The sequence below is a fragment of the Microbacterium sp. 67-17 genome, assembly GCF_001898325.1.
GTDB classification, from domain to species: domain Bacteria; phylum Actinomycetota; class Actinomycetes; order Actinomycetales; family Microbacteriaceae; genus Microbacterium; species Microbacterium schleiferi.
In genome coordinates, this window is sequence record NZ_MKTR01000016.1 from 119,185 (window position 1) to 139,083 (window position 19,899).

19 protein-coding genes and 1 tRNA gene are annotated in these 19,899 nt (G+C 67.1%); 14 read left to right on the plus strand and 6 right to left on the minus strand.

Annotated elements, in window-relative coordinates:
• Window position 1 precedes the first annotated feature (1 nt).
• From BGO47_RS07755 to BGO47_RS07780, 6 genes are all read left to right on the plus strand, one after another.
• On the plus strand, window positions 2-2,041 hold the full coding sequence (locus tag BGO47_RS07755; protein ID WP_292710187.1) for a DNA polymerase III subunit gamma and tau: 2,040 nt from the start codon (window positions 2-4) through the stop codon (window positions 2,039-2,041).
• Window positions 2,042-2,043: 2 nt separating this feature from the next.
• The gene (gene recR / locus BGO47_RS07760) at window positions 2,044-2,637 is read left to right on the plus strand and encodes a recombination mediator RecR (protein ID WP_292710190.1); all 594 of its coding nucleotides are present in this window, start codon (window positions 2,044-2,046) and stop codon (window positions 2,635-2,637) included.
• A 98-nt stretch (window positions 2,638-2,735) separates the two neighbouring features.
• Complete coding sequence (locus tag BGO47_RS07765) at window positions 2,736-4,022, plus strand: aspartate kinase (RefSeq protein WP_292710192.1); 1,287 nt, start codon at window positions 2,736-2,738, stop codon at window positions 4,020-4,022.
• 125 nt (window positions 4,023-4,147) lie between these two features.
• Window positions 4,148-5,218, plus strand: a complete 1,071-nt coding sequence (locus BGO47_RS07770) for an aspartate-semialdehyde dehydrogenase (RefSeq protein ID WP_292710195.1) — start codon at window positions 4,148-4,150, stop codon at window positions 5,216-5,218.
• A gap of 52 nt (window positions 5,219-5,270) precedes the next feature.
• Window positions 5,271-6,746, plus strand: a complete 1,476-nt coding sequence (gene mqo, locus BGO47_RS07775; protein WP_292710197.1) for a malate dehydrogenase (quinone) — start codon at window positions 5,271-5,273, stop codon at window positions 6,744-6,746.
• 32 nt (window positions 6,747-6,778) lie between these two features.
• Window positions 6,779-7,432 (plus strand): thymidine kinase, encoded by a 654-nt coding sequence (locus BGO47_RS07780; RefSeq protein WP_292710200.1) that lies wholly within the window; start codon window positions 6,779-6,781, stop codon window positions 7,430-7,432.
• 21 nt (window positions 7,433-7,453) lie between these two features.
• Here the strand turns inward: BGO47_RS07780 and BGO47_RS07785 are convergent, their stop codons facing one another.
• Window positions 7,454-8,296 (minus strand): DUF1295 domain-containing protein, encoded by an 843-nt coding sequence (locus BGO47_RS07785; protein ID WP_292710203.1) that lies wholly within the window; start codon window positions 8,294-8,296, stop codon window positions 7,454-7,456.
• Between the two features lie 104 nt (window positions 8,297-8,400).
• On the opposite strand from BGO47_RS07785, the gene BGO47_RS07790 reads away from it, so the two are divergent.
• A complete protein-coding gene (locus tag BGO47_RS07790) occupies window positions 8,401-9,108 on the plus strand; it encodes an FCD domain-containing protein (protein ID WP_292710206.1) in 708 nt (235 codons plus the stop codon).
• On the opposite strand, the gene BGO47_RS07795 is transcribed toward BGO47_RS07790, so the two are convergent.
• The 4 genes from BGO47_RS07795 to BGO47_RS07810 form a co-directional block, all read right to left on the minus strand.
• Window positions 9,089-9,865 carry an HAD-IIB family hydrolase gene (locus BGO47_RS07795; protein ID WP_292710209.1) on the minus strand — a complete coding sequence of 259 codons (777 nt, stop codon included), beginning with the start codon at window positions 9,863-9,865 and terminating at the stop codon, window positions 9,089-9,091. The genes BGO47_RS07790 and BGO47_RS07795 overlap by 20 nt on opposite strands.
• Before the next feature lie 197 nt (window positions 9,866-10,062).
• A tRNA-Pro gene (locus tag BGO47_RS07800) sits at window positions 10,063-10,136 on the minus strand.
• Window positions 10,137-10,160: 24 nt separating this feature from the next.
• Window positions 10,161-11,120 (minus strand): metallophosphoesterase, encoded by a 960-nt coding sequence (locus BGO47_RS07805; protein WP_292710211.1) that lies wholly within the window; start codon window positions 11,118-11,120, stop codon window positions 10,161-10,163.
• On the minus strand, window positions 11,117-13,723 hold the full coding sequence (locus tag BGO47_RS07810) for a transglycosylase domain-containing protein (protein ID WP_292710214.1): 2,607 nt from the start codon (window positions 13,721-13,723) through the stop codon (window positions 11,117-11,119). The genes BGO47_RS07805 and BGO47_RS07810 overlap by 4 nt, the downstream gene beginning before the upstream one ends.
• Before the next feature lie 119 nt (window positions 13,724-13,842).
• On the opposite strand from BGO47_RS07810, the gene BGO47_RS07815 reads away from it, so the two are divergent.
• Both BGO47_RS07815 and BGO47_RS07820 read left to right on the plus strand, forming a co-directional pair.
• The gene (locus BGO47_RS07815) at window positions 13,843-14,055 is read left to right on the plus strand and encodes a DUF4177 domain-containing protein (protein WP_228178003.1); all 213 of its coding nucleotides are present in this window, start codon (window positions 13,843-13,845) and stop codon (window positions 14,053-14,055) included.
• Between the two features lie 4 nt (window positions 14,056-14,059).
• Window positions 14,060-14,527 carry a RidA family protein gene (locus BGO47_RS07820; protein ID WP_292710220.1) on the plus strand — a complete coding sequence of 156 codons (468 nt, stop codon included), beginning with the start codon at window positions 14,060-14,062 and terminating at the stop codon, window positions 14,525-14,527.
• Window positions 14,528-14,643: 116 nt separating this feature from the next.
• Here the strand turns inward: BGO47_RS07820 and acs are convergent, their stop codons facing one another.
• A complete protein-coding gene (gene acs, locus BGO47_RS07825) occupies window positions 14,644-16,608 on the minus strand; it encodes an acetate--CoA ligase (protein ID WP_292710223.1) in 1,965 nt (654 codons plus the stop codon).
• A gap of 384 nt (window positions 16,609-16,992) precedes the next feature.
• On the opposite strand from acs, the gene BGO47_RS07830 reads away from it, so the two are divergent.
• The 5 genes from BGO47_RS07830 to BGO47_RS07850 are packed head-to-tail and all read left to right on the plus strand — an operon-like array spanning window position 16,993 to window position 19,861.
• Entirely contained in the window at window positions 16,993-18,021 is a 1,029-nt protein-coding gene (locus tag BGO47_RS07830) for a TadA family conjugal transfer-associated ATPase (protein WP_292710225.1), read from the plus strand.
• Window positions 18,018-18,971 carry a type II secretion system F family protein gene (locus tag BGO47_RS07835; RefSeq protein ID WP_292710227.1) on the plus strand — a complete coding sequence of 318 codons (954 nt, stop codon included), beginning with the start codon at window positions 18,018-18,020 and terminating at the stop codon, window positions 18,969-18,971. Before BGO47_RS07830 ends, BGO47_RS07835 begins: the two co-directional genes overlap by 4 nt.
• Window positions 18,972-19,017: 46 nt before the next feature.
• Window positions 19,018-19,215: a DUF4244 domain-containing protein gene (locus BGO47_RS07840; RefSeq protein WP_292710230.1), complete on the plus strand. Its 198-nt coding sequence runs from the start codon at window positions 19,018-19,020 to the stop codon at window positions 19,213-19,215.
• Window positions 19,212-19,544, plus strand: coding sequence for a TadE family type IV pilus minor pilin (locus BGO47_RS07845; RefSeq protein WP_292710232.1), 333 nt, complete (start codon window positions 19,212-19,214; stop codon window positions 19,542-19,544). The genes BGO47_RS07840 and BGO47_RS07845 overlap by 4 nt, the downstream gene beginning before the upstream one ends.
• Window positions 19,544-19,861, plus strand: coding sequence for a helicase (locus BGO47_RS07850; protein WP_292710235.1), 318 nt, complete (start codon window positions 19,544-19,546; stop codon window positions 19,859-19,861). The genes BGO47_RS07845 and BGO47_RS07850 overlap by 1 nt, the downstream gene beginning before the upstream one ends.
• Window positions 19,862-19,899: the final 38 nt, after the last annotated feature.

Consider the following 19,899-nt stretch of genomic DNA (forward strand, 5'->3'; position numbering starts at 1 on the left):
AATGACCACTGCCCTGTACCGCCGGTATCGCCCCGAGGCGTTCGGCGAGATGATCGGGCAGAGTCAGGTCACTGAGCCGCTCATGACCGCGCTGCGGGGCGACCGCGTCGGGCACGCCTACCTGTTCTCTGGGCCTCGCGGGTGCGGCAAGACGACCTCTGCGCGCATCCTCGCGCGGTGCCTGAACTGTGCCCAGGGGCCGACCGACACACCCTGTGGCACGTGCGACAGTTGCATCGAGCTCGGCCGCGGTGGTGGGGGATCGCTGGATGTCGTCGAGATCGACGCCGCCAGCCACAACGGTGTCGATGATGCTCGTGATCTGCGTGAGCGTGCCGTCTTCGCACCCGCACGCGACCGGTTCAAGATCTTCATCCTCGACGAGGCGCACATGGTGACGCCGCAGGGATTCAATGCCCTGCTCAAGCTTGTCGAAGAGCCTCCCGACCACGTGAAGTTCATCTTCGCGACGACCGAGCCCGAAAAGGTCATCGGCACGATCCGGTCGCGCACGCACCATTACCCGTTCCGGCTCGTTCCGCCGGCGGCGATGCTCGAGTATGTGGGCACACTCTGCGAGAGCGAGGGCGTCGTCGTCGATCCCGGTGTGCTCCCCCTGGTCGTGCGTGCTGGCGGTGGGTCGCCGCGAGACACGCTCTCCCTGCTCGACCAGCTCATCGCGGGCTCGGAAGGCGCAGTCACCTACGAGCGCGCGGTTGCTCTCCTCGGCTACACGCACGCCGAGCTTCTCGACGAGATCGTCGACGCGCTCGCGGCATCCGACGCTGCTGGGGTCTTTGCGGCTGTGGATCGTGTCGTGCAGACCGGCCAAGACCCACGCCGGTTCGTCGACGACCTGCTCGAGCGCCTGCGTGACCTCATCGTCGTCGCCGCGACCGGAGACGGTGCTGCAGCAGTGCTGCGCGGTGCCTCACCCGAAGACCTGCAGCGGATGTCGGCGCAGGCCGACCGGTTCGGCGCTCAACGGCTCTCGCGCACCGCCGATGTCGTGGTCGCCGCGCTCGACGAGATGACCGGCGCCACCTCGCCGCGGCTGCAGCTCGAGCTCATGTGCGCGCGCGTTCTGGCGCTGGCAACCGCAGGATCGGTTGCTCCAGCGCCGGCCGCTGCCGCGGCGCCCTCGGCAGCAGCCCCCGCTCCGGCCACGCCCGCTCCGGCACCGGCTGCTGCAGCGCCCGCTCCCGCTCCGCCGGCTGCGGTGCCTACTCCGGCCCCTGAAGCGAGCGCTCCGGAAGCCAGCGCCCCCGCCGCGCCGCCCGCGCCACCGACCGAGCCGGTGACGCTCGACGTTGTGCGGGAGCGGTGGGAAGCCGTGCTCGGCGCGCTGGAGGGCATCAGTCGATCGTCGTGGTTGCTGGTGTCGGTCGCGAGTGTTGCCGACTTCTCCGGCGACGTGCTCACCCTCACGTTCGCCAACGCCTCCGACGTTGCCAAGTTCAAGCATCTTCTTGCCGGCGCAGGACCCAGCGAGGATCTTCGGACTGCGATCAAGCAGGTACTTGGCATCCGGGTGAAGTACCTCGCCAAGCATGACCCCGCAGCCGGTTCCGCGGATTCGGCCGGCCCGTCAGATGAGGGACCCTCCGGTGGGTCGGGCCCTGCCGGGCCGACGCCTGCGCCCAAACCTCGCGGGGGAGCGACAGCCGCAGCCGCGGCTCCCGCCGTGACGGACTGGGCGGTTGCTCCGATCCCCTCCTCCGCTGAGGCACCGACCGCCGTCCTTGCCCCGTCTCTCGCCGTCGACGACGAGCCTGAGGATGCGCCGGTCGGTGTCGCTACGTACGTTCCCGCTCCCCGCGAGGGCGACGTGATGGCAGCCGACGAACCACTCCCCGGCGACGATGACGTCAGCGACGTTGTCGATCTGGATGTCGCTCTCGACCAGGCGCCGGTGATCGCACAGCGGATCGCGCGCGCGCCCGACGGGGCACAGCGCTACGGAGAGGCTGTCGTTCGCCAGTTGCTGGATGCGCGCTTCATCCGCGAAGAGCCGCACGCGTCGCCGACGAGGTTCGGCTGAACATGTACGACGGCATCGTCCAAGACCTGATCGACGAGTTCGGTCGGCTTCCCGGTATCGGTCCGAAGTCGGCCCAGCGGATCGCTTTCCACATCCTGCAGACTCCGTCATTTGACGTGTCGCGCCTGTCGCAACTGCTCGCCGAGGTGCGCGAGAAGGTTCGGTTCTGTGAGATCTGCGGCAACGTGTCCGAGCAGGATCGCTGTAGCATCTGCCGCGACCCGCGCCGTAACCAGACACTGATCTGCGTGGTCGAGGATGCCAAGGATGTCGCGGCCATTGAGCGTACACGCGAGTTCCGTGGGCTGTACCACGTCCTCGGCGGCGCGATCAGCCCGATCGCGGGTGTCGGCCCCGATGACCTGCGCATTACGCCGCTCATGCAGCGCCTGGCCGACGGCACCGTTCAGGAAGTCATCCTTGCCACGAACCCCAACCTCGAAGGTGAGGCCACCGCGACCTATCTGTCGCGCCTGCTGACCTCCCTGCAGATCACGGTGACCAGGCTTGCCTCGGGACTGCCGGTGGGTGGCGACCTCGAATACGCCGACGAGGTCACCCTTGGGCGTGCATTCGAGGGCCGCCGCTCGGTCTAGCCTTGCAGCCCCGCCGCCCATGACCTGGTCGGCATGCGCGGCTCCGTAGAATGGGACGCTGGGTTCGGCATCCGAGCCTGTCATCCCGGGAGTTGCATGTGGCGCTGATCGTCCAGAAGTACGGCGGGTCGTCGGTCGCCGACGCCGAGAGCATCAAGCGCGTCGCCAAACGGATCGTCGATACACGTCGTGCCGGTCACGACGTGGTCGTCGCGGTGAGCGCGATGGGAGACACGACCGACGAGCTTCTCGACCTCGCGGGTCAGGTTGCACCGATTCCTGCGCCCCGGGAACTCGACATGTTGCTCTCCAGTGGTGAGCGGATCTCGATGGCGTTGCTGGCAATGGCGATCTCATCGATGGGTTTCGAGGCGCGCTCGTTCACCGGCAGCCAGGCGGGGATGATCACGGATGCCACGCACGGCGCCGCCCGCATTGTCGATGTCACCCCCATTCGACTCCGCGAGGCTCTTGATGAGGGCGCAATCGTGATTGTCGCCGGCTTCCAGGGCTTCAACCGGGACACCCGTGACATCACGACCCTCGGCCGCGGTGGCTCCGACACGACGGCTGTGGCGCTCGCCGCGGCCCTCGAAGCCGACGTGTGCGAGATCTACAGCGACGTGGACGGGATCTTCACCGCCGACCCGCGCGTGGTGCCGATGGCACGCAAGCTCGATGTCGTCTCCAGCGAAGAGATGCTGGAGCTTGCCGCCAATGGCGCGAAGGTGCTCTACATTCGCGCCGTCGAATATGCTCGCCGTCACGGCGTCCTCATCCATGCCCGCTCGACGTTCAGCTCGAGCGAGGGCACCTATGTTCTGGGTCCGGGTCAGTCCCGTCCCGATGCTCCGGAGGGAGTCACCATGGAAGAACCCATCGTCGCAGGGGTCGCCACCGACCTCGGTCAGGCGAAGATCACGGTCATCGGGGTGCCGGATGTTCCGGGCAAGGCCGCCGAGATCTTCAAGATCGTCGCCAAGTCGGGCGCGAACGTCGACATGATCGTGCAGAACGTGTCGGCCGCAACCACCGGCCGCACCGATATCTCCTTCACGCTCCCCAAGCAGGATGCCGCACCTGCCCTGAAGGCGCTGGCCGCCGACCAGAGCGAGGTCGGGTTCGAAAGTCTCGTGCACGACGACCAGGTCGGCAAGCTCTCGGTGGTCGGCGCCGGGATGCGCACGCACTCGGGTGTGTCGGCAACGCTCTTCGAGGCACTGAGCGTCGCAGGCATCAACATCGAGATGATCTCGACCTCCGAGATCCGGATCTCGGTCGTGCTCCGCGGTTCTGACATCGCAGAGGCGGCTCGCGTCGTGCACACCGCCTACGGGCTGGATGCCGACAGTGCTGCGACCGTCTACGCCGGCACCGGCCGCTAAACTCTCTGAAACCCCGCAGTCGCATGATCCGCGACTCGCACCCCAGCAGCTCCCCTGTCACAGACGGCGATCCACGTCCGCTTTACGCATCATTCTGTGACAGCGGAACGGACCGAGGAACGACCATGACCCGCATCTCCGATTCAGGACTCTCCGTCGCCGTCGTCGGCGCCACCGGCCAGGTCGGTACCGTGATGCGCGAGATTCTCGCGGAGCGTTCGTTCCCGATCGGTGAGCTGCGGCTGTTCGCCACCGCTCGCTCCGCCGGCAGCGCTGTGGAGTTCGGCGGGCACACCGTCATCATCGAGGATGTCGCCACCGCTGACCCCAGCGGTATCGACATCGCCCTGTTCTCGGCTGGGGCAACCGGCAGCCGCGCCCACGCGCCGCGCTTCGCTGCCGCTGGCGCCACCGTGATCGATAACTCCAGCGCCTGGCGGATGGACCCCGAGGTTCCCCTGGTCGTCAGCGAGGTCAACCCGCACGCGATCGACCAGGCAGTCAAGGGCATCATCGCCAACCCCAACTGCACGACGATGGCCGCGATGCCGGTGCTGAAGGTGCTGGATGCCGAGGCGGGGCTCGAACGCCTCATCGTCTCGACCTATCAGGCGGTCAGCGGCTCGGGTCTTGCCGGCGCGCAGGAACTGCTCGGCCAGGTCGAGGGTGTGCTGGCCCAGGGCGACACGCTGCGACTTGTCCACGACGGGTCGGCGGTCGATTTCCCGCAGCCGGAGAAGTACGTTGCTCCGATCGCGTTCGATGTCATCCCGTTCGCCGGCAACCTCGTCGACGATGGCCTCAACGAGACCGACGAAGAGAAGAAGCTCCGCAACGAGAGCCGCAAGATCCTCGAGCTGCCGGACCTCCGGGTAGCGGGCACCTGCGTTCGCGTTCCCGTTTTCACGGGTCATTCGCTGAGCATCAACGCCGAGTTCGCGCGTGAGATCACGCCCGAGCGCGCGCGGGAGATCCTCGCGGATGCTCCGGGCGTCCGCCTCGACGAGGTGCCGACTCCGCTGCAGGCCGCGGGCAAGGACCCGAGCTTTGTGGGACGCATCCGCGCCGACCAATCAGCCCCCGACGGCAAGGGCCTCGTGCTGTTCATCAGCAACGACAACCTGCGCAAGGGTGCGGCGCTGAACGCCGTCCAGATCGCCGAGCTGGTCGCCGCGCGCCTGGTCGCACAGGTCTGATCCCGATCTCTCGACGTCGAGACATCGTCCCAGCCGCCCGTAGACTTGACCGGTGACCGAACCCGTCGACGTCCTGCTGATCGGTGGCGGTGTGATGAGCGCCACCCTGGGCACCTTCATCTCCGAACTCCAACCCGACTGGACCATCGAGGTCTATGAGCGCTTGGGCGATGTCGCCCTGGAGAGCTCGAACGCGTGGAACAACGCCGGCACGGGGCATGCAGCCCTGTGCGAGCTCAACTACATGCCCGCGGCCTCCGACGGCAGCGTGGACCCGGCCAAGGCGATCTCGATCAACGAGCAGTTCCAGCTCAGTCGCCAGTTCTGGGCGTCGCTGGTCGAGCGCGGCATCCTCGATGAGCCCTCGACCTTCATCAACTCGACGCCGCACATGACGTTCGTGCGCGGCGAGAAGGATGTCGCGTATCTGAAACGCCGCTACGAGGCACTGAAGACGCAGCCGCTGTTCGCCGGGATCGAGTACAGCGAAGACTCCCGCGTGATCAACCAGTGGGCACCGCTGCTCATGCAGAAGCGTCTCGCGAGCGATGAGCCCTTCGCGGCGACCCGGGTTCCCGCCGGTACGGACGTCGATTTCGGTGCCCTCACGCGGCAGCTGTTCGACAACCTGCAGCACCGTGGCGGCCGTGTCGTCACGGACCGGCAGGTCACAGGGCTGAAGAAGCTGAAGGACGGCACCTGGGAGGTGTCGTGGCGCAACCAGGTCGGTCGGACGCCCGGCAAGACGCGAGCGCGTTTCGTGTTCGTCGGTGCGGGTGGGTGGGCGATCAAGCTCCTGCAGAAGTCCGGCATCCCCGAGATCAAGGGCTATGGGGTCTTCCCGATCGGCGGGCAGTGGCTCAAGACCAGCAACCCGGCCCTCGTTACCCAGCACCGCGCGAAGGTCTACTCGCAGGCATCCGTCGGTGCGCCGCCCATGTCGGTGCCGCACCTGGACACCCGCGTGGTCGACGGCGAAACGTCGCTGCTGTTCGGGCCGTTCGCGACGTTCAGCCCCAAGTTCCTCAAGCGCGGCTCGATGTTCGACATCGTCGCTCAGGTGCGCCCCGGCAACCTGTGGCCGATGCTCAAGGTCGCAATCGACAACCCCAGCCTCATCCGCTACCTCATCGGCGAGCTGCTGAAGAACAAGAAGCGCAAGGTCGACAGCCTTCGCACGTTCATGCCGACGGCGAAGGATGAGGACTGGATGCTCCTCAACGCCGGTCAGCGCGCCCAGGTGATGAAGAAAGACCCGAAGAAGGGTGGGGTGCTGCAGTTCGGTACCGAGGTCGTGAGCTCGGCTGACGGAACGATCGCAGGCCTCCTGGGTGCGTCGCCGGGAGCTTCCACGGCAGTGTCGATCATGTTGAGCATCCTGAAGTCCAGCTTCCCCGACCGCATTGGCGACTGGGAGGGTACGCTTCGCGAACTCATCCCGAGCTACGGTACGCACCTGAACGGCAGCCCGGATGCCGCGCAGCAGAGCCTCGCTGAGACCGCGAGTGTTCTCGCGCTGAAGGCGTGACGCTCGCCCTGTCGCCGAGCTGAGATCCGATCGTGGCAAAGCTGTACTTCCGGTACGGAGCGATGAACTCCGGAAAGTCCACCGCCCTGCTACAGGCGGCGTACAACTACGAGGAGCGCGGCCAGCACGTGCTGCTGGCCAAGCCCGCGATCGACACGAAGGAAGCCGATCACATCTCGAGCCGGCTCGGTGTCACCCGTCTCGTGGACTTCCTCATCCCGCCGGTCGCCGATCTGCGTGCGCTCTTCGCACATCATCGTGAACAGCTCGTGCGCCGCGAGAACGAAGCGCTCGTTCCCGAAGCTGAAGAGCAGCGCACGGATGTCGCGTGTCTCCTCATCGACGAGGCGCAGTTCCTGACTCCCGAGCAGGTCGACGATCTGCTGCGGATCGTGGTGCTCGATGGCGTTCCGGTGCTCGCGTACGGCATCCGCACTGATTTTCGCACCCACGCGTTCCCGGGATCCCGGCGTTTGCTCGAACTTGCCCACTCGCTCGAGGAACTCAAGACCATCTGCCGCTGCGGACGTAAGGCGATCTTCAACGCGCGCCTGGTGGGCGGCAGGTTCGTCTTCGACGGCGATCAGGTCGCCATCGACGAGCTCTCGACCGACCGCGTCACGTACGAGTCGATGTGTGCCGAGTGCTACCTGCGTGAGTCTGGCGGGCGCATCGACGGTCGCTGAGTCCCTCGGCCCGCGAGGGCCTCAGGCGTTGGCCTCAGCAGGCCGCTGACGCGGCGGCAGCGGTACCAGCATCGAGGTCGCCCGCTGGTACTGCGCGTATGCCGGGTACTTGGATGCCGAGATCGACTCCGTGAACACGGTGGAGCCGATGAACAGCACGGTCAGCAGCGCGGCGCCGATGACCGTCCAGTTGATCACACCGCCCCAGACTCCCGCGCCAGCGGCGACCGCGGCAGTGGCGCCGAGCGCATAGAACGCCCACCACTGCGCCTGCTCGAAGAAGAAGTTCGGATGCCGGCTGTAGCGCCAGAGTCCGGTCGTGAGGAATCCGGGCTCCAGGGTCCCTCCCGCGGCCTGCTTGGCCTTGTGGAAGTCCCACTGCTGCTGGTCGGCAACGAACTCGCCCACCAGGAACAGGGCGAACAGCACAGCGAAGGCTGCATCCCAGCCGGTGAACGGCGTGGGGTTCTGCCACGCGATGAGGGCCGGGAGCGAGATCAGTACGAGGAGGGCGTTCTGGTAGAGCACGATGAAGAACACGTTGAAGAGCTGGAACTGCGCGGGAGTCATCCGGGCCCGCAGGATCGCCCACCGGTAGTCCTCCATCCCGGTGTATCCGCCCTTGCGCGCGAAGTTGAACGTCAAGCGCGCACCCCAGGCCGTGACGAGAACCGCCATCACCACAAGCCGCGTCGCCTCTTCGCCTGCCACGAGCGCGGCAATCGCAAACACCCACACGTAGACCGCCGGCACAACCGACCACAGCCGGTCGACCCACGACGTGTCTTTCGTGATGATCGACGCGACCCAGCAGAACAGTGACACAGCGGCAGCGATGCCGATGACGATGAGGAGGGGATCCATGCCCCCACGCTAGCGTCGGCTCCGGGGTTTTGCGTGGTCATCCCGCGTGCGCGTTTGGCGGTGGTCAGACCACTGGGTAGCCTGAGGCAGACGAAGGAGTGCCTGTGACGGATGCCCCGGCCAAGGCCTGGCGGATCGTGCTGGATCGGATCGAGAGCGATCTGATGAGCGGAGAACTCGGTCCCGGCGACCGCCTGCCCCCCGAACGCGAGTTGGCGACGACCCTGGGTGTCGGCAGGTCGAGTGTTCGCGAGGCGCTACGGGTGCTGGAGGTCATGGGCCTGATACGCACGGGCACGGGCTCCGGCCCGACTGCCGGTGCGATCATCATCGGCACGCCGTCGGGCGGCATGGCGGCCCTCCTGCGGCTGCAGCTGGCAGCGCAGAGCTTCGCGGTCGAGGATGTCGTGCAGACCCGTATCGCTCTCGAGTCGGCCGTCGTCGCTGATCTGGCTGCCGCAGAGTCCCCCGATCTCGTCGATGTTCAGCGGGTGCTGGGGGCGATGGATGACCCGTCGCTGAGCCCGGCGGAGTTCGTTGTCCTCGATGCGCAGCTACACCTGGCGTTGGCGGAAGCTGCTGGAAACGGCGTCACGGTGGCCATGATGGGCGGCCTACGCGACGCCATCGAGGGCTACGTGGCGCGCGGCATCCGTCGAATCGCCGACTGGGATGACGCAGCAGCACGCCTCCGTCACGAGCATCACCAGATCGTCGAGCTCATCGGCGAGGGTCAGGCTGACGCTGCGCGTGCGGCTGTGACCGACCACATCCGTGGTTATTACGCGACGGTCACCGCTCCGACGGAGTAGGCAACGTCGGGATGAACGCCTCGAGGAACTCGGCGGTGTCCTCCCACCCCTCAACGGCCTGGCAGGTGACACCGATCGCGAGGACCGGGTAGTCGTTGCCGTCCGGGTCGAGACGGTCGCCGACGAAGAGCATGTCATCGAGGGGGATGCCGGTCTGTTCGGCGAGCTGGCGCATCCCGTACGCCTTGTCGATCCCGCGCGCGGTGATGTCCACCGAGGTCGATCCGCCGGAGCGCACCTCGAGGTCGGGTACCCGAGCGGCAACGGCCTCGCGGAGCCGGTTCTTCTTCTCTCCCGTGGGATCCCAGGCCATCTTGGCGTCGACGGGAGCCTGCTGCCCTAGGGCTGAGAACGTGATCTGTGAGCCGCGATCTTCGAGGATGTCTCCCCAGGTCTCCGACTCCCACAGGCCGAGGCGCTTGGCCTCTTCTTCGACGGCAGCGAGTGCCCGCTGCTTCTCATCGTCGGTGAGCGAGTGCGCGTAGATGGTCTCGATACCGTCAGTGTTCAGCCGGTAGTACTGCGTGCCGCATGTGGGGAGCAGGTGTAGCCGCGAGAGCGTGTCAGCCGACGTCTCGGGCAGGCGGTCAACGACCTGCATCGTGAACTGGGCGAGCTGTCCGCCCGAGATGATCGCGACCTCGACGCGCTCGGCAAGAGCGACGAGCAGGTCGCCCATCCGCGGGTCGATCGCGCTCTTCGAGGGAGCCAGCGTGTCATCCAGATCGAACGCAACCAGGCGGGGAGGGGTGGCCATCAGGATCCTTCCGGGAGGGGCGACGACACCGTCAGGTCTTGATTGTTGTGATCTTGCTCGATGGTCGGGGTGCGCCCCAGGGCCACTCCACGCGCCGCTTCGCGTCGCGCGGAGCCTCGGGCGCTGGGGGCCCGTTAGTCACCGCGATCATTGTCTTGCGGGAGCCGATCTGTGGTCGACTCCCGCAAGACAATGCGTCGGGGTGACAGGATTTGAACCTGCGGCCTCGTCGTCCCGAACGACGCGCGCTACCAAGCTGCGCCACACCCCGTGGCAACCGTTCGAGTCTACCCGATCAGCGCGCGCCGCCCGAACCGCTGTCGGCATCCACCGCGGTGAGAGTGATCAGCGAGACCTCCGGACGGCAGGCGAAGCGCACCGGCGCGTAGATCGAATGACCGACGCCGGCGCTGACGTTCAGCGGCACCGAGCGTCCCTCGCTCGTCCAGGTGCTCAGGCCCCGCGCCTGGTCGAGCGGGATGTCGCAGTTGGCCACCAGGGCGCCGAATCCCGGCATCCGTACCTGGCCGCCGTGGGTGTGTCCGGCGAAGATCATGTCTGCGCCGAGCCCCGTGAAGGAATCGAGCACGCGGCGGTAAGGCGCGTGGCTGACGCCGATCGTGAGTTCGGGTGACTGCGCCTTCAGGTCGTCCACGAGCGGTGGGAGGACCTCGAGACGGTCCCAGTGCCGGTGGGCATCGCTGACGCCGAAGGCTACGATGGCGTGCCCGTCCACGGCGAAGGATGCGGCGGCATTGTTCAGCTCGCGCCAGCCGAGCGTGCTCTGCAGGTAGTCGTCGAGCGCTCCGACATCGAGGCGGTCTGGCCTCGGTATCGACGTCGAGGGGCCCGAGAAATAACGCAGCGGGTTGCGGGGGAGCGGGGCGTCGTGATCGTTCGATCCGTGCACGTAGACGCCCGGGATGCCGCGCAGCGGGTCGAGCGCGGCGCGAACGCCGGTCAGCCCTTCCGCGTGGCCGAGGTTGTCGCCGGTGTTCACGACGAGGTCAGGGTGGAGCTCGTCGGCAAGCCCCGCGAGCCAGCGCTGCTTGCGGCGCTGCCACGGTGCCATGTGGATGTCGGAGAGGTGCAGGATCCGCAGGGGAGCGGAGCCTGCGGGCAGGATGTGCACCTCGTGTCGGCGCACCGTGTAAAGGTAGCGCTCAATACCCATTCCCCAGACTGCAGTGCCGACGCCGACCGCCCCCACGACCCCGAGGGTCGTGAGGGCGGTGCGTCCGAGCGGTGAGCTCACGGGGTTGGTGCCGGTGCCGGTGCCGTACAGGTCACGTTAAGGTTTACGGTCGATCCCCGCGCGACAACCTTGCCGGCCTCGGGGCTCGTGCCCGTCACGGTTGCCGTCGTGGCGGGGCTGTTGCACGTGCCGCCGGTGACGTTCAGACCCGCATCCTGGAGGGCCTTTCGGGCTGACTCGACCGAACCGCTGACAGCAGGGACGAAAACGCCCTGACCGTTGCTCGGACGAAGCGTGACGACGGTGCCGCCCGCGACCTTTCCTGCGCCGGGATCCTGCTGTGCGACGATTCCGGAACCCTCGGTCGAGTCGACGGGGTCTCCCACGACGACTTCGAATCCGGCATCCTCGAGCGTCTTGGTCGCTGCCTCGACGCTCTGGCCGACCACGTTCGGCAGGTCGTACAGGACGGTCTTCGTGAGGTTCGAGTCAGGTGCGGGGAACCCGTCTCCGCCATAGAGGGCGTCAGCGGCGCGCAGAATGGGCTTTGCCACGGAGTGTCGCGTATAGAGGTGATTCCACGGCCAGCGACTGACATCGGCGTCGCCGACGGAGTTGCCGACCCAGACGGCGGTCGTGACGTTCGTGCTCGAAGCGACCAGCCAGGTCTGCTTCGCTTCGTGCGTACCGGTCTTGCCGAGGATCGGCGTGCCGTCATAGGGGTTTGATGCCCTGCCTGAACCGTTGGTCATAACCCCTTGCAGTGCGTAGGCGGCTGTCGCGGCGATGTTCGGCTCCAGCACCTGGGTGCACGACGCGGCCGGCAGCGCTACCTCGTTGCCGTTGGCATCAGTGATCCGGTCGATCGCCTTCGGGGTGCAATACACGCCGTTGTTCGCAATCGTCGCGTACGCGGCGGCGACGTCGATCGGTGCGATGTTGTTCGAGCCGAGCACCTGGAACGGCACACGCACTTCCACCGGGCTCCCGTCCCCGCGCACGACACCCATCTTCGCGGCAGTCTTCTCGATACCGCAGAGATCGAGTTTCGAGGCCATCGCCAGGAATCCGGTGTTGAGCGAGTCGGCAGTGAACCGCATCGGGGTCCCGACGTAGCCGGAGCTCTTGGCGAAGTTGTTGATCAGCGTCGTGTTGTTGGTGATGTCGCCGAAGCAGCTGTTGCGGAAGGTCTTGAAGACCTGGACATTGCCGTTGAGGACCTCGTTCACCGAGTGACCCTCTTGCAGCCACTCCAAGAGCGTGAAGACCTTGAACGTCGATCCGCCCTCGAACCCGGTGGAACCGCCGTACTTGAGATTTCCCGCGTAGACCAGGGATGAATAGTTCGGATCGCCGGTGATCGTCTCGCTGAAGTTCGTGTTCTGCGTGATCTCCAGGATCCGGCCGGTCTTGGTCTCGATACTCGTCGTCGCAGCGCCGAGGCGCCCCGTCTCGGCGCTGGCGTAGCCGTCGATCGAGGTCTGCACGTTGTCGGTCATCGCCTGTTCAGCGGCTTGCTGAAGGCGCCGGTCGATCGTCAGGTAGACATTGAGTCCGCCCTGCTTCAGGAGCTTCGTGCGCTCTTCCTTCGTCGCACCGAAGGCCTCGTCGTTTTCCATGATTCCGCGGGCGTACTGGCAGAAGTAGGCAGCCTTTCCGGGAACGACTCCACAGCCGGTGCTTGCCGGAGTGATGTTCGGTGTGATCGGTTCGGCAACCGCGGCGTCGTGTTCCTCCTGCGTGATCTTGCCATCGGTAAGCATCCGGTCCAGGACGTAGGTTTGTCGCTTCTTCGTCAGCGAATAGCCGTCAGCCGCACTGTTGATCGGATTGCCGTCCTTGTCGGTCCAGGACCCATCCGGCCTGTCGAGGCGGTAGAGGTTCGGGGTCTGCACCATGCCGGCGAGCGCCGCGGCCTGGCCGAGCGTCAGGTCGGCGGGGTTCACGCCGAAGTAGTAGTGCGCAGCGGCACCGATACCGTAGTTCTGACCGCCGAAGTTCGCGATGTTGAGGTAGCCGAGCAGGATCTCGTCCTTGGAGTACTTCTGCTCGAGAGCGATCGCGTACCGCATCTCCTGCAGCTTTCGCTGGTAGCCCTCGACGCCGCTGGCGACGGTCGCGTCAGTGAAGCACGCGTCCTTGGCGGCATCCTTCTCTTCCTGCGTCATGTCGGCGTCGTCGCCGGTGCCGACCTCGGCCTCGCACTTCTGGATGAGGATGTTCTTCACGTACTGCTGGCTGATGGATGACCCACCGCCCTGCTCGCCGCCGGAGATGACGGCGCGAGCGGTTCCGACGAGATCGACACCGCCGTGCGAGTAGAAGTTCTTGTCTTCGCTCGAGAGGATCGCGTCATACATGACAGGCGCGACCTCATCGAAGGTCACCGGATCGCGGTTCTGGTCATAGAACTGCGTCATGACCTCGTACTCGCCCGTGTCGTAGTTCATCCAGTAGAAGGTCGTCGGCAGCATCAGCTCGTCGATCTCGAGCGCGCTGGGAAGATTGTCGAAAAGCGTGATCGCGCTGGATGCAGCGGCACCAGAAATGGCGATCGCCGGCGTCACGGTAGCGGCAACGAGGACTCCGGCGACGGTGCTGAGGCCGACCACACCGAGGAGGCCGCCGAGCACACCGCCAGCCGTTCTTTTCGTTTCAGGCATAGGCTTGATGCTAAGGGAGCTTCCTGTGCGAAGGCTCGACAGCTTCGCGCGCGCCCGCCAGGTCGAGGCCGCAGGGAGGCATCCGTTCCCTCGCCGTCACCGACCACCCGGGAGCCCCGATGATCACGTGGGAGTACATGACCACGCCGCTGCTGATCCACAACACCGCCGCGATCCTCAACAACTGGGGCAAGCAGGGGTGGGAACTCGTGCAGGTCGTGCCCGGTCCCGAGGGTGGCCTCGTCGGATACTTCAAGCGTCCTACCGGCGGGGGAGCAGCCAACGCCGGCCTCGATGCGGCAGCTGTTGCCGCCCAGCAGTTCGGAGAGTGACCCGATGAGCGTATCCACCCGCCTTGCAGAGCTCGGCATCGATCTTCCCGAGATCGCCCCGCCCGTAGCCGCGTACATCCCCGCGAAGGTCCACGGCGACCTCGTCTACACCGCCGGTCAGCTCCCCTTCGTTTCGGGTGCACTGCCGGCCACCGGCAAGGTCGGCGACGGCCACGGGCTCGTTCCGGCGTCGGATGCCGCATCCTACGCTCGGCAGTCAGCGCTCAACGCGATCGCTGCCGCCGCGGCTGCCGCGGGCGGCGTCGACAAGCTGACCGGCGTGCTCAAGGTGACCGGCTTCGTGGCATCCGTTCCCGAGTTCACCGGGCAGCCTGGGGTCATCAACGGCGCGAGCGAACTGCTCGGCGAGGTCTTCGGCGACGCCGGCCGCCACGCGCGCTCGGCAGTGGGCGTTCCGGTGCTGCCGCTCGACAGCCCCGTCGAGGTCGAGGTCATCTTCACTCTCGGCTGAGCGCCGCGCTCGAGCGCAGGAGTTCTCCGCAGGGTAGGACCTTTCGCGTCTGAAACGTCCTACCTAGCGGATTTCTCCTACCTCGCGGATGCCGAGACTCAGCCCGGATGCCGGACTCAGCGCACCTGCGCGGAGATCACCGACATCACCATCGTGTCGGCGAGCGTCGTCGTGTCACCGACCTCGCGGCCCTCGGCCACATCGCGCAGCAGGCGACGCATGATCTTGCCCGATCTCGTCTTGGGGAGCTCTCCGACGATGTAGATATCGCGCGGGCGGGCGATGGGGCCGATCTGTTCGCCGACCCAGCTGCGCAGCTGCGCGGCGAGTCCCTCGGGGGAGTGGGCCTCGAGGAAGCTCTCTTTGAGGATGACGAACGCGACGACGGCCTGACCGGTAGTCTCATCGGACGCCCCGACCACAGCTGCCTCGGCCGTGGCCTCGTGTGCGACCAGAGCGGATTCGATCTCGGCGGTCGAGAGCCGGTGACCCGAGACGTTCATGACGTCATCCACGCGGCCGAGCAGCCAGACGTCGCCGTCCTCGTCCAGGCGCGCACCGTCGCCGGCGAAGTAGTAACCCTGATCGCGGAACTTCTCCCAGTAGGTTTCGACGAACCGTTCCGGGTCGCCCCAGATGCCGCGCAACATGCTCGGCCACGGTTCGGTGAGCACGAGCAGCCCGCCGTTTCCGTTGCCGACGTGCTCGCCTGCCTCGTCGACGACATCCACGCCGATTCCCGGCAGCGGAACCTGCGCGCTTCCGGGCTTGGCCTCGGTGACCCCGGGGAGAGCCGAGATCATGATCGCGCCGGTCTCGGTCTGCCACCACGTGTCGACGATGGGCGCGGCATCCCCGCCGATGACCTCGCGGTACCACATCCACGCCTCGGGGTTGATGGGCTCACCCACCGAGCCGAGCAGACGGATGCTGGACAGATCGAACTTCTGCACCGCGGTGCGTCCGATCTTCATGAACGAACGGATCGCCGTGGGTGCGGTGTACAGGATCGTCACGCCGTACTTCTCGACGAGTTCCCACCAGCGCGCCGGATGCGGGCTTTCGGGTGTTCCCTCATACAGGACCTGCGTGGCCCCGTTGGCCAGCGGACCGTACGTGACGTAGCTGTGGCCGGTGATCCACCCGATGTCGGCGGTGCACCAGTACACGTCGGTCTCGGGGTGCAGGTCGTGGACGACGCGGTTCGTGAATGCAGCCTGGGTGAGGTAGCCGCCCGAGGTGTGCAGGATGCCCTTCGGCTTCCCGGTGGTGCCGGAGGTATAGAGGATGAAGAGGGGGTTCTCGGCCGGGAAGGGCATTGCCTCGTGGTCGGCGGATGCCGCAGGCACGGCGTCGTGCCACCAGATGTCCCTGCCCTCTGTCCATTCGACCGGATTCTCGCCGCGGCGAACGACCAGCACATGCTCGACGGTCTCTTGCTCCCCCGCTCCGCGGTCGCTGAGGGCGGCGTCGACGGCTGGCTTGAGCGCCGACACCTTGCCCTTGCGGTAGCCGCCGTCGGCGGTGATGACGACCTTGGCGCCGGCGTCGTCGATGCGCGCCCGCAGACTGTCGGCCGAGAAACCGCCGAAGACGACCGAGTGGACGGCGCCGATTCGCGCGACGGCAAGCATGGCTGCCACCGACTCGGGAATCATCGGCATGTAGATCGCTACCCGGTCGCCCGCGGTGACCCCGAGTCCCTCGAGGACGTTGGCGAGGCGCTTGACCTCGTCGGTCAACTCGGCGTAGGTGACGCGGCGCGTGTCGCCGGGCTCGCCCTCCCACAGCAGCGCTACCCGATCACCGTTGCCGGCTTCGACATGCCGGTCGAGGCAGTTGTAGGCGACGTTGAGCTTGCCATCGGCGAACCAGGTCGCGAACGGGGGATTCGACCAGTCGAGCACCTCAGTGAACGGCGTGTGCCAGTGCAGCTCGCGCGCCTGCTCTGCCCAGAACCCCTCGCGATCGTCAGCGGCGCGCTGGTACAGCTCGGCGCCACCGATCGCGTTCTCGGCGAACGCGGCGGACGGGGCAAATCGTCGGGTCTCGTTCAGCAGGTGGTCAATCTGACTGCTCATTCGGCTCGCTCCTTCGCGGGCTGGAGGGTGTTCTCGTGATTCGTCGTGTCTCGAGAGCTAGCGAAAGGCTAGTCAGCACCGCACGGGCACACTACCTCCGGAAGTGGGGATGTAGATTCCCCACAACGGATTGTGACGGTCCCTTTCGTTGCGTATGCTTGTGCGCGGCCGAACATCTGATTCTGGCATCGCGGCACCGACCACCCCCGATAACGGTGCCGCACGGCGGCATCCCTCTCCCCCGATGGGATGCCGCCCTCTTTTGTGTCGGGGCATTCTTGCCGCGCCGGCAGTGTTCCTCCCCAGCTCGCCTCGTCTACGCGTTTGCTCGCGCTCTCGCGCTGGCGTGCCGGGTGCCAGGAACCGGATGCCTACCGTCGAGGCATGCCTGACCTCTTCGTACCGCTTCCGCCGTCTGTCACCGGGCGCGCAGGAGGGGGCGCGCCAGGAGCGCGGACGGGCGGGTCTTTTCGCGGAGCCGAGTGGCTGCGGCATCCGTCGCTGAACCTGCTGCGTTCCCACCTGGAGGACCCCGAGACCACTGATGTCTTCGTGAACGGTGCGGCGGTGTTCGTCGACCGAGGTCAGGGGCCGCGTCGCGCGGCAGGTATCGAACTCACCGAGCCCGACGCACGTGATCTGGCGGTCTCTCTGATCGCGGCGGGTGGTCGGCACATCGACGAATCGCACCCCTGCGTCGACGTGAGGCTCGACGGCGGTGTGCGGGTGCACGCAGTCCTTCCTCCGGTCTCGGTCAGTGGCACGCTCGTATCCATCCGGGTCCCGCGCCTGCAATCGGTCACGCTGGCTGAGCTCGGTCGGCGGGGCATGTTCGATGCCGAGGTCGGCGACCGGCTACGCGAGATCGTGAGCGCCCGCCAGAACGTGCTGATCACGGGAGCCGCCGGGGCGGGAAAGACGACACTGCTGTCTGCTCTTCTGTCCGAGGCGGGGCGCCACGAACGCATCCTGACGATCGAGGATGTCGCAGAGCTGCGTCTCGAGCACCCTCACCATGTGCGTCTCGAGGCGCGACAACCCAACCTCGAGGGAGCCGGCGGGATCAGCCTCGCTCGCCTCGTGCGCGAAGCGCTCCGGATGAGGCCTGACCGACTCGTCGTGGGGGAGTGCCGCGGCGAAGAGATCCGCGAACTGCTGTCGGCGCTGAATACCGGTCACGACGGTGGTGCCGGCACCGTGCACGCCAACAGCCTCGCCGATGTGCCCGCGAGGCTCGAGGCCCTCGGAGCCCTCGCAGGCCTCACCGACAACGCGCTCGCCCGGCAGGTCACCAGTGCGATCGGGGTCGTCATCCCTGTCAGCCGTGATCGCGACGGCATCCGTCGCATTGGCGCTCTCGGTCGCCCCGCGCTCGGCCCAGACGGTCGCCTTCGTATAGAGGAGGTGTCATGACGACGCAGGTCGCCGAGACCGTGCTGCGCGTCGCCGTGCTGCTCGAGGCCGGGGTCCCCCCAGCCCGTGCCTGGGATCATCTGGCACGGCAGGGGGATCAGCAGGCGACACGGGTCCAGCACGCTGTCGCCGGCGGCGAACGGCTCGAGAGTGCGATCGCCGCCTTGGCTGGCGAACCCCCGCCACCGGCAGACCAACGCAGAATCCGTCTCGCGAAAGCTGACGCGATGGGGGAGTCGGTCGCGGCGCGGGAGCGGCGGATGTGGGCAGAGGTGGCGGCGGCATGGTCTATCGCGACGACCGTCGGCGCCCCGCTTGCTGCCACGCTGCGCTCCTTCGCCGACGTCCTGCGCGATGCCGCCGAGTCGGCCGATGAGATCCGGATCGCACTCGCCGAGCCCACATCCACGGCGAAGCTCCTGGGCTGGCTTCCCGCCGTCGGGATCGGGCTGGCGATAGCGCTCGGATTCGATCCGGTCGGGACTCTGCTGCGTGAGCCGGCGGGTTGGGCGTGCGCGGTCGTCGGTATCGCCCTGCTCGTTTCCGGCCGGCGCTGGACCTCGCGTCTCGCACTCGCGGCTCACCGAGATGCGGCGGTGCCGGGGATGGATGCCGACCTCACGGCGATCGCCCTCAGCGGTGGAGTCTCGGTTTCGCGAGCCCGAGACCTTGTTCACGCCGCTCGCGGTGAGCAGGGCACGGAATCCGAGGCCGTCCACGACACCCTCGTGCTGTCGGAGGCGGCAGGGGTTCCCGCCGTCGAGTTGCTGCGTTCAGCCGCGGCCCTGGATCGTCACCGTGCCCGCGTCGATGGGCGTTTGCGGGCAGCCCGGCTCTCGACCAAACTCCTCCTGCCGCTCGGCATCTGCACGCTCCCGGCGTTCCTATGCCTCGGGGTTGCGCCGATGTTCCTCAGCATCCTGCCGTCCGTGTCACTTCCACTTCCCTGACCGTGCCCATCCCCCGTGCCCACCGCCTCAACCGATTGGAGAACCCATGTCCCCGCTGCCCCGTTTGACCTCGCGTACTGCGCGCGAGCTGTTTCTGGACGAGACCGGCGCTGCCACTGCGGAGTACGCGATTGCCACGATGGCGGCGGTCGCCTTCGCCGGCCTGCTGGTCGTGATCATGCGCTCGGACGAGGTGCGCGGCATCCTCACCGACCTGGTGCGCCGCGCGCTCAGCGTCGAATGATCCGCGACGGGCTCGGCGGTGATCGCGGGTCGGTCGCCGCCGAGTTCGCGATCGCGATGACGGCTGTCGCGGTTGTCGTGCTTCTTGCCGTCGGAATGCTCGGGGCGGCCGGGCGACAGATCCTGCTGCAGGATGCCGTCGCCGACGCTGCCAGACTCGCCTCCCGCGGCGAGAGCGGCGCGCGCGTGAGTGCGCTCGTGCAGGATGCCGTCCCCGGCGCGACGGTCGAGATCAGCGACGAGGGAGACCTGGTGTGCGTGACCGCGGCACGCACGGTTTCCGGGATTCCCGTCAGCGCGCGCGGCTGCGCCCTCGCGGATGGCTGGTGATGGCGGGCACCGTTGCCTCGGCGGGCATCGCGGCGATCGGTGCTGCGGTGATCGTGGCCGCTGCGGGAATGGGCGCGGCATCCGTCGTCGCCCAACGCGTGGCCGGTGCTGCTGATGCGGCCGCGCTCGCGGCGGCGGATGCTGCATCCGGCGCGGTCCTCGGCGCGCCCTGCGACCGCGCAGCTGAGGTGGCCTCGGCGATGGGGGCACGAGCGCACGCGTGTGAACTCGCTGAGCTCATCGCGACGGTCTCGGTCTCGGTTCCCTTCGGTGCGTTCGAGGTCACCGCAACAGCCCGCGCCGGCCCGCCGCCGTAGGGCCCGACGGAGCCGCGCGCGGGCGCTGGCTTGCTGCT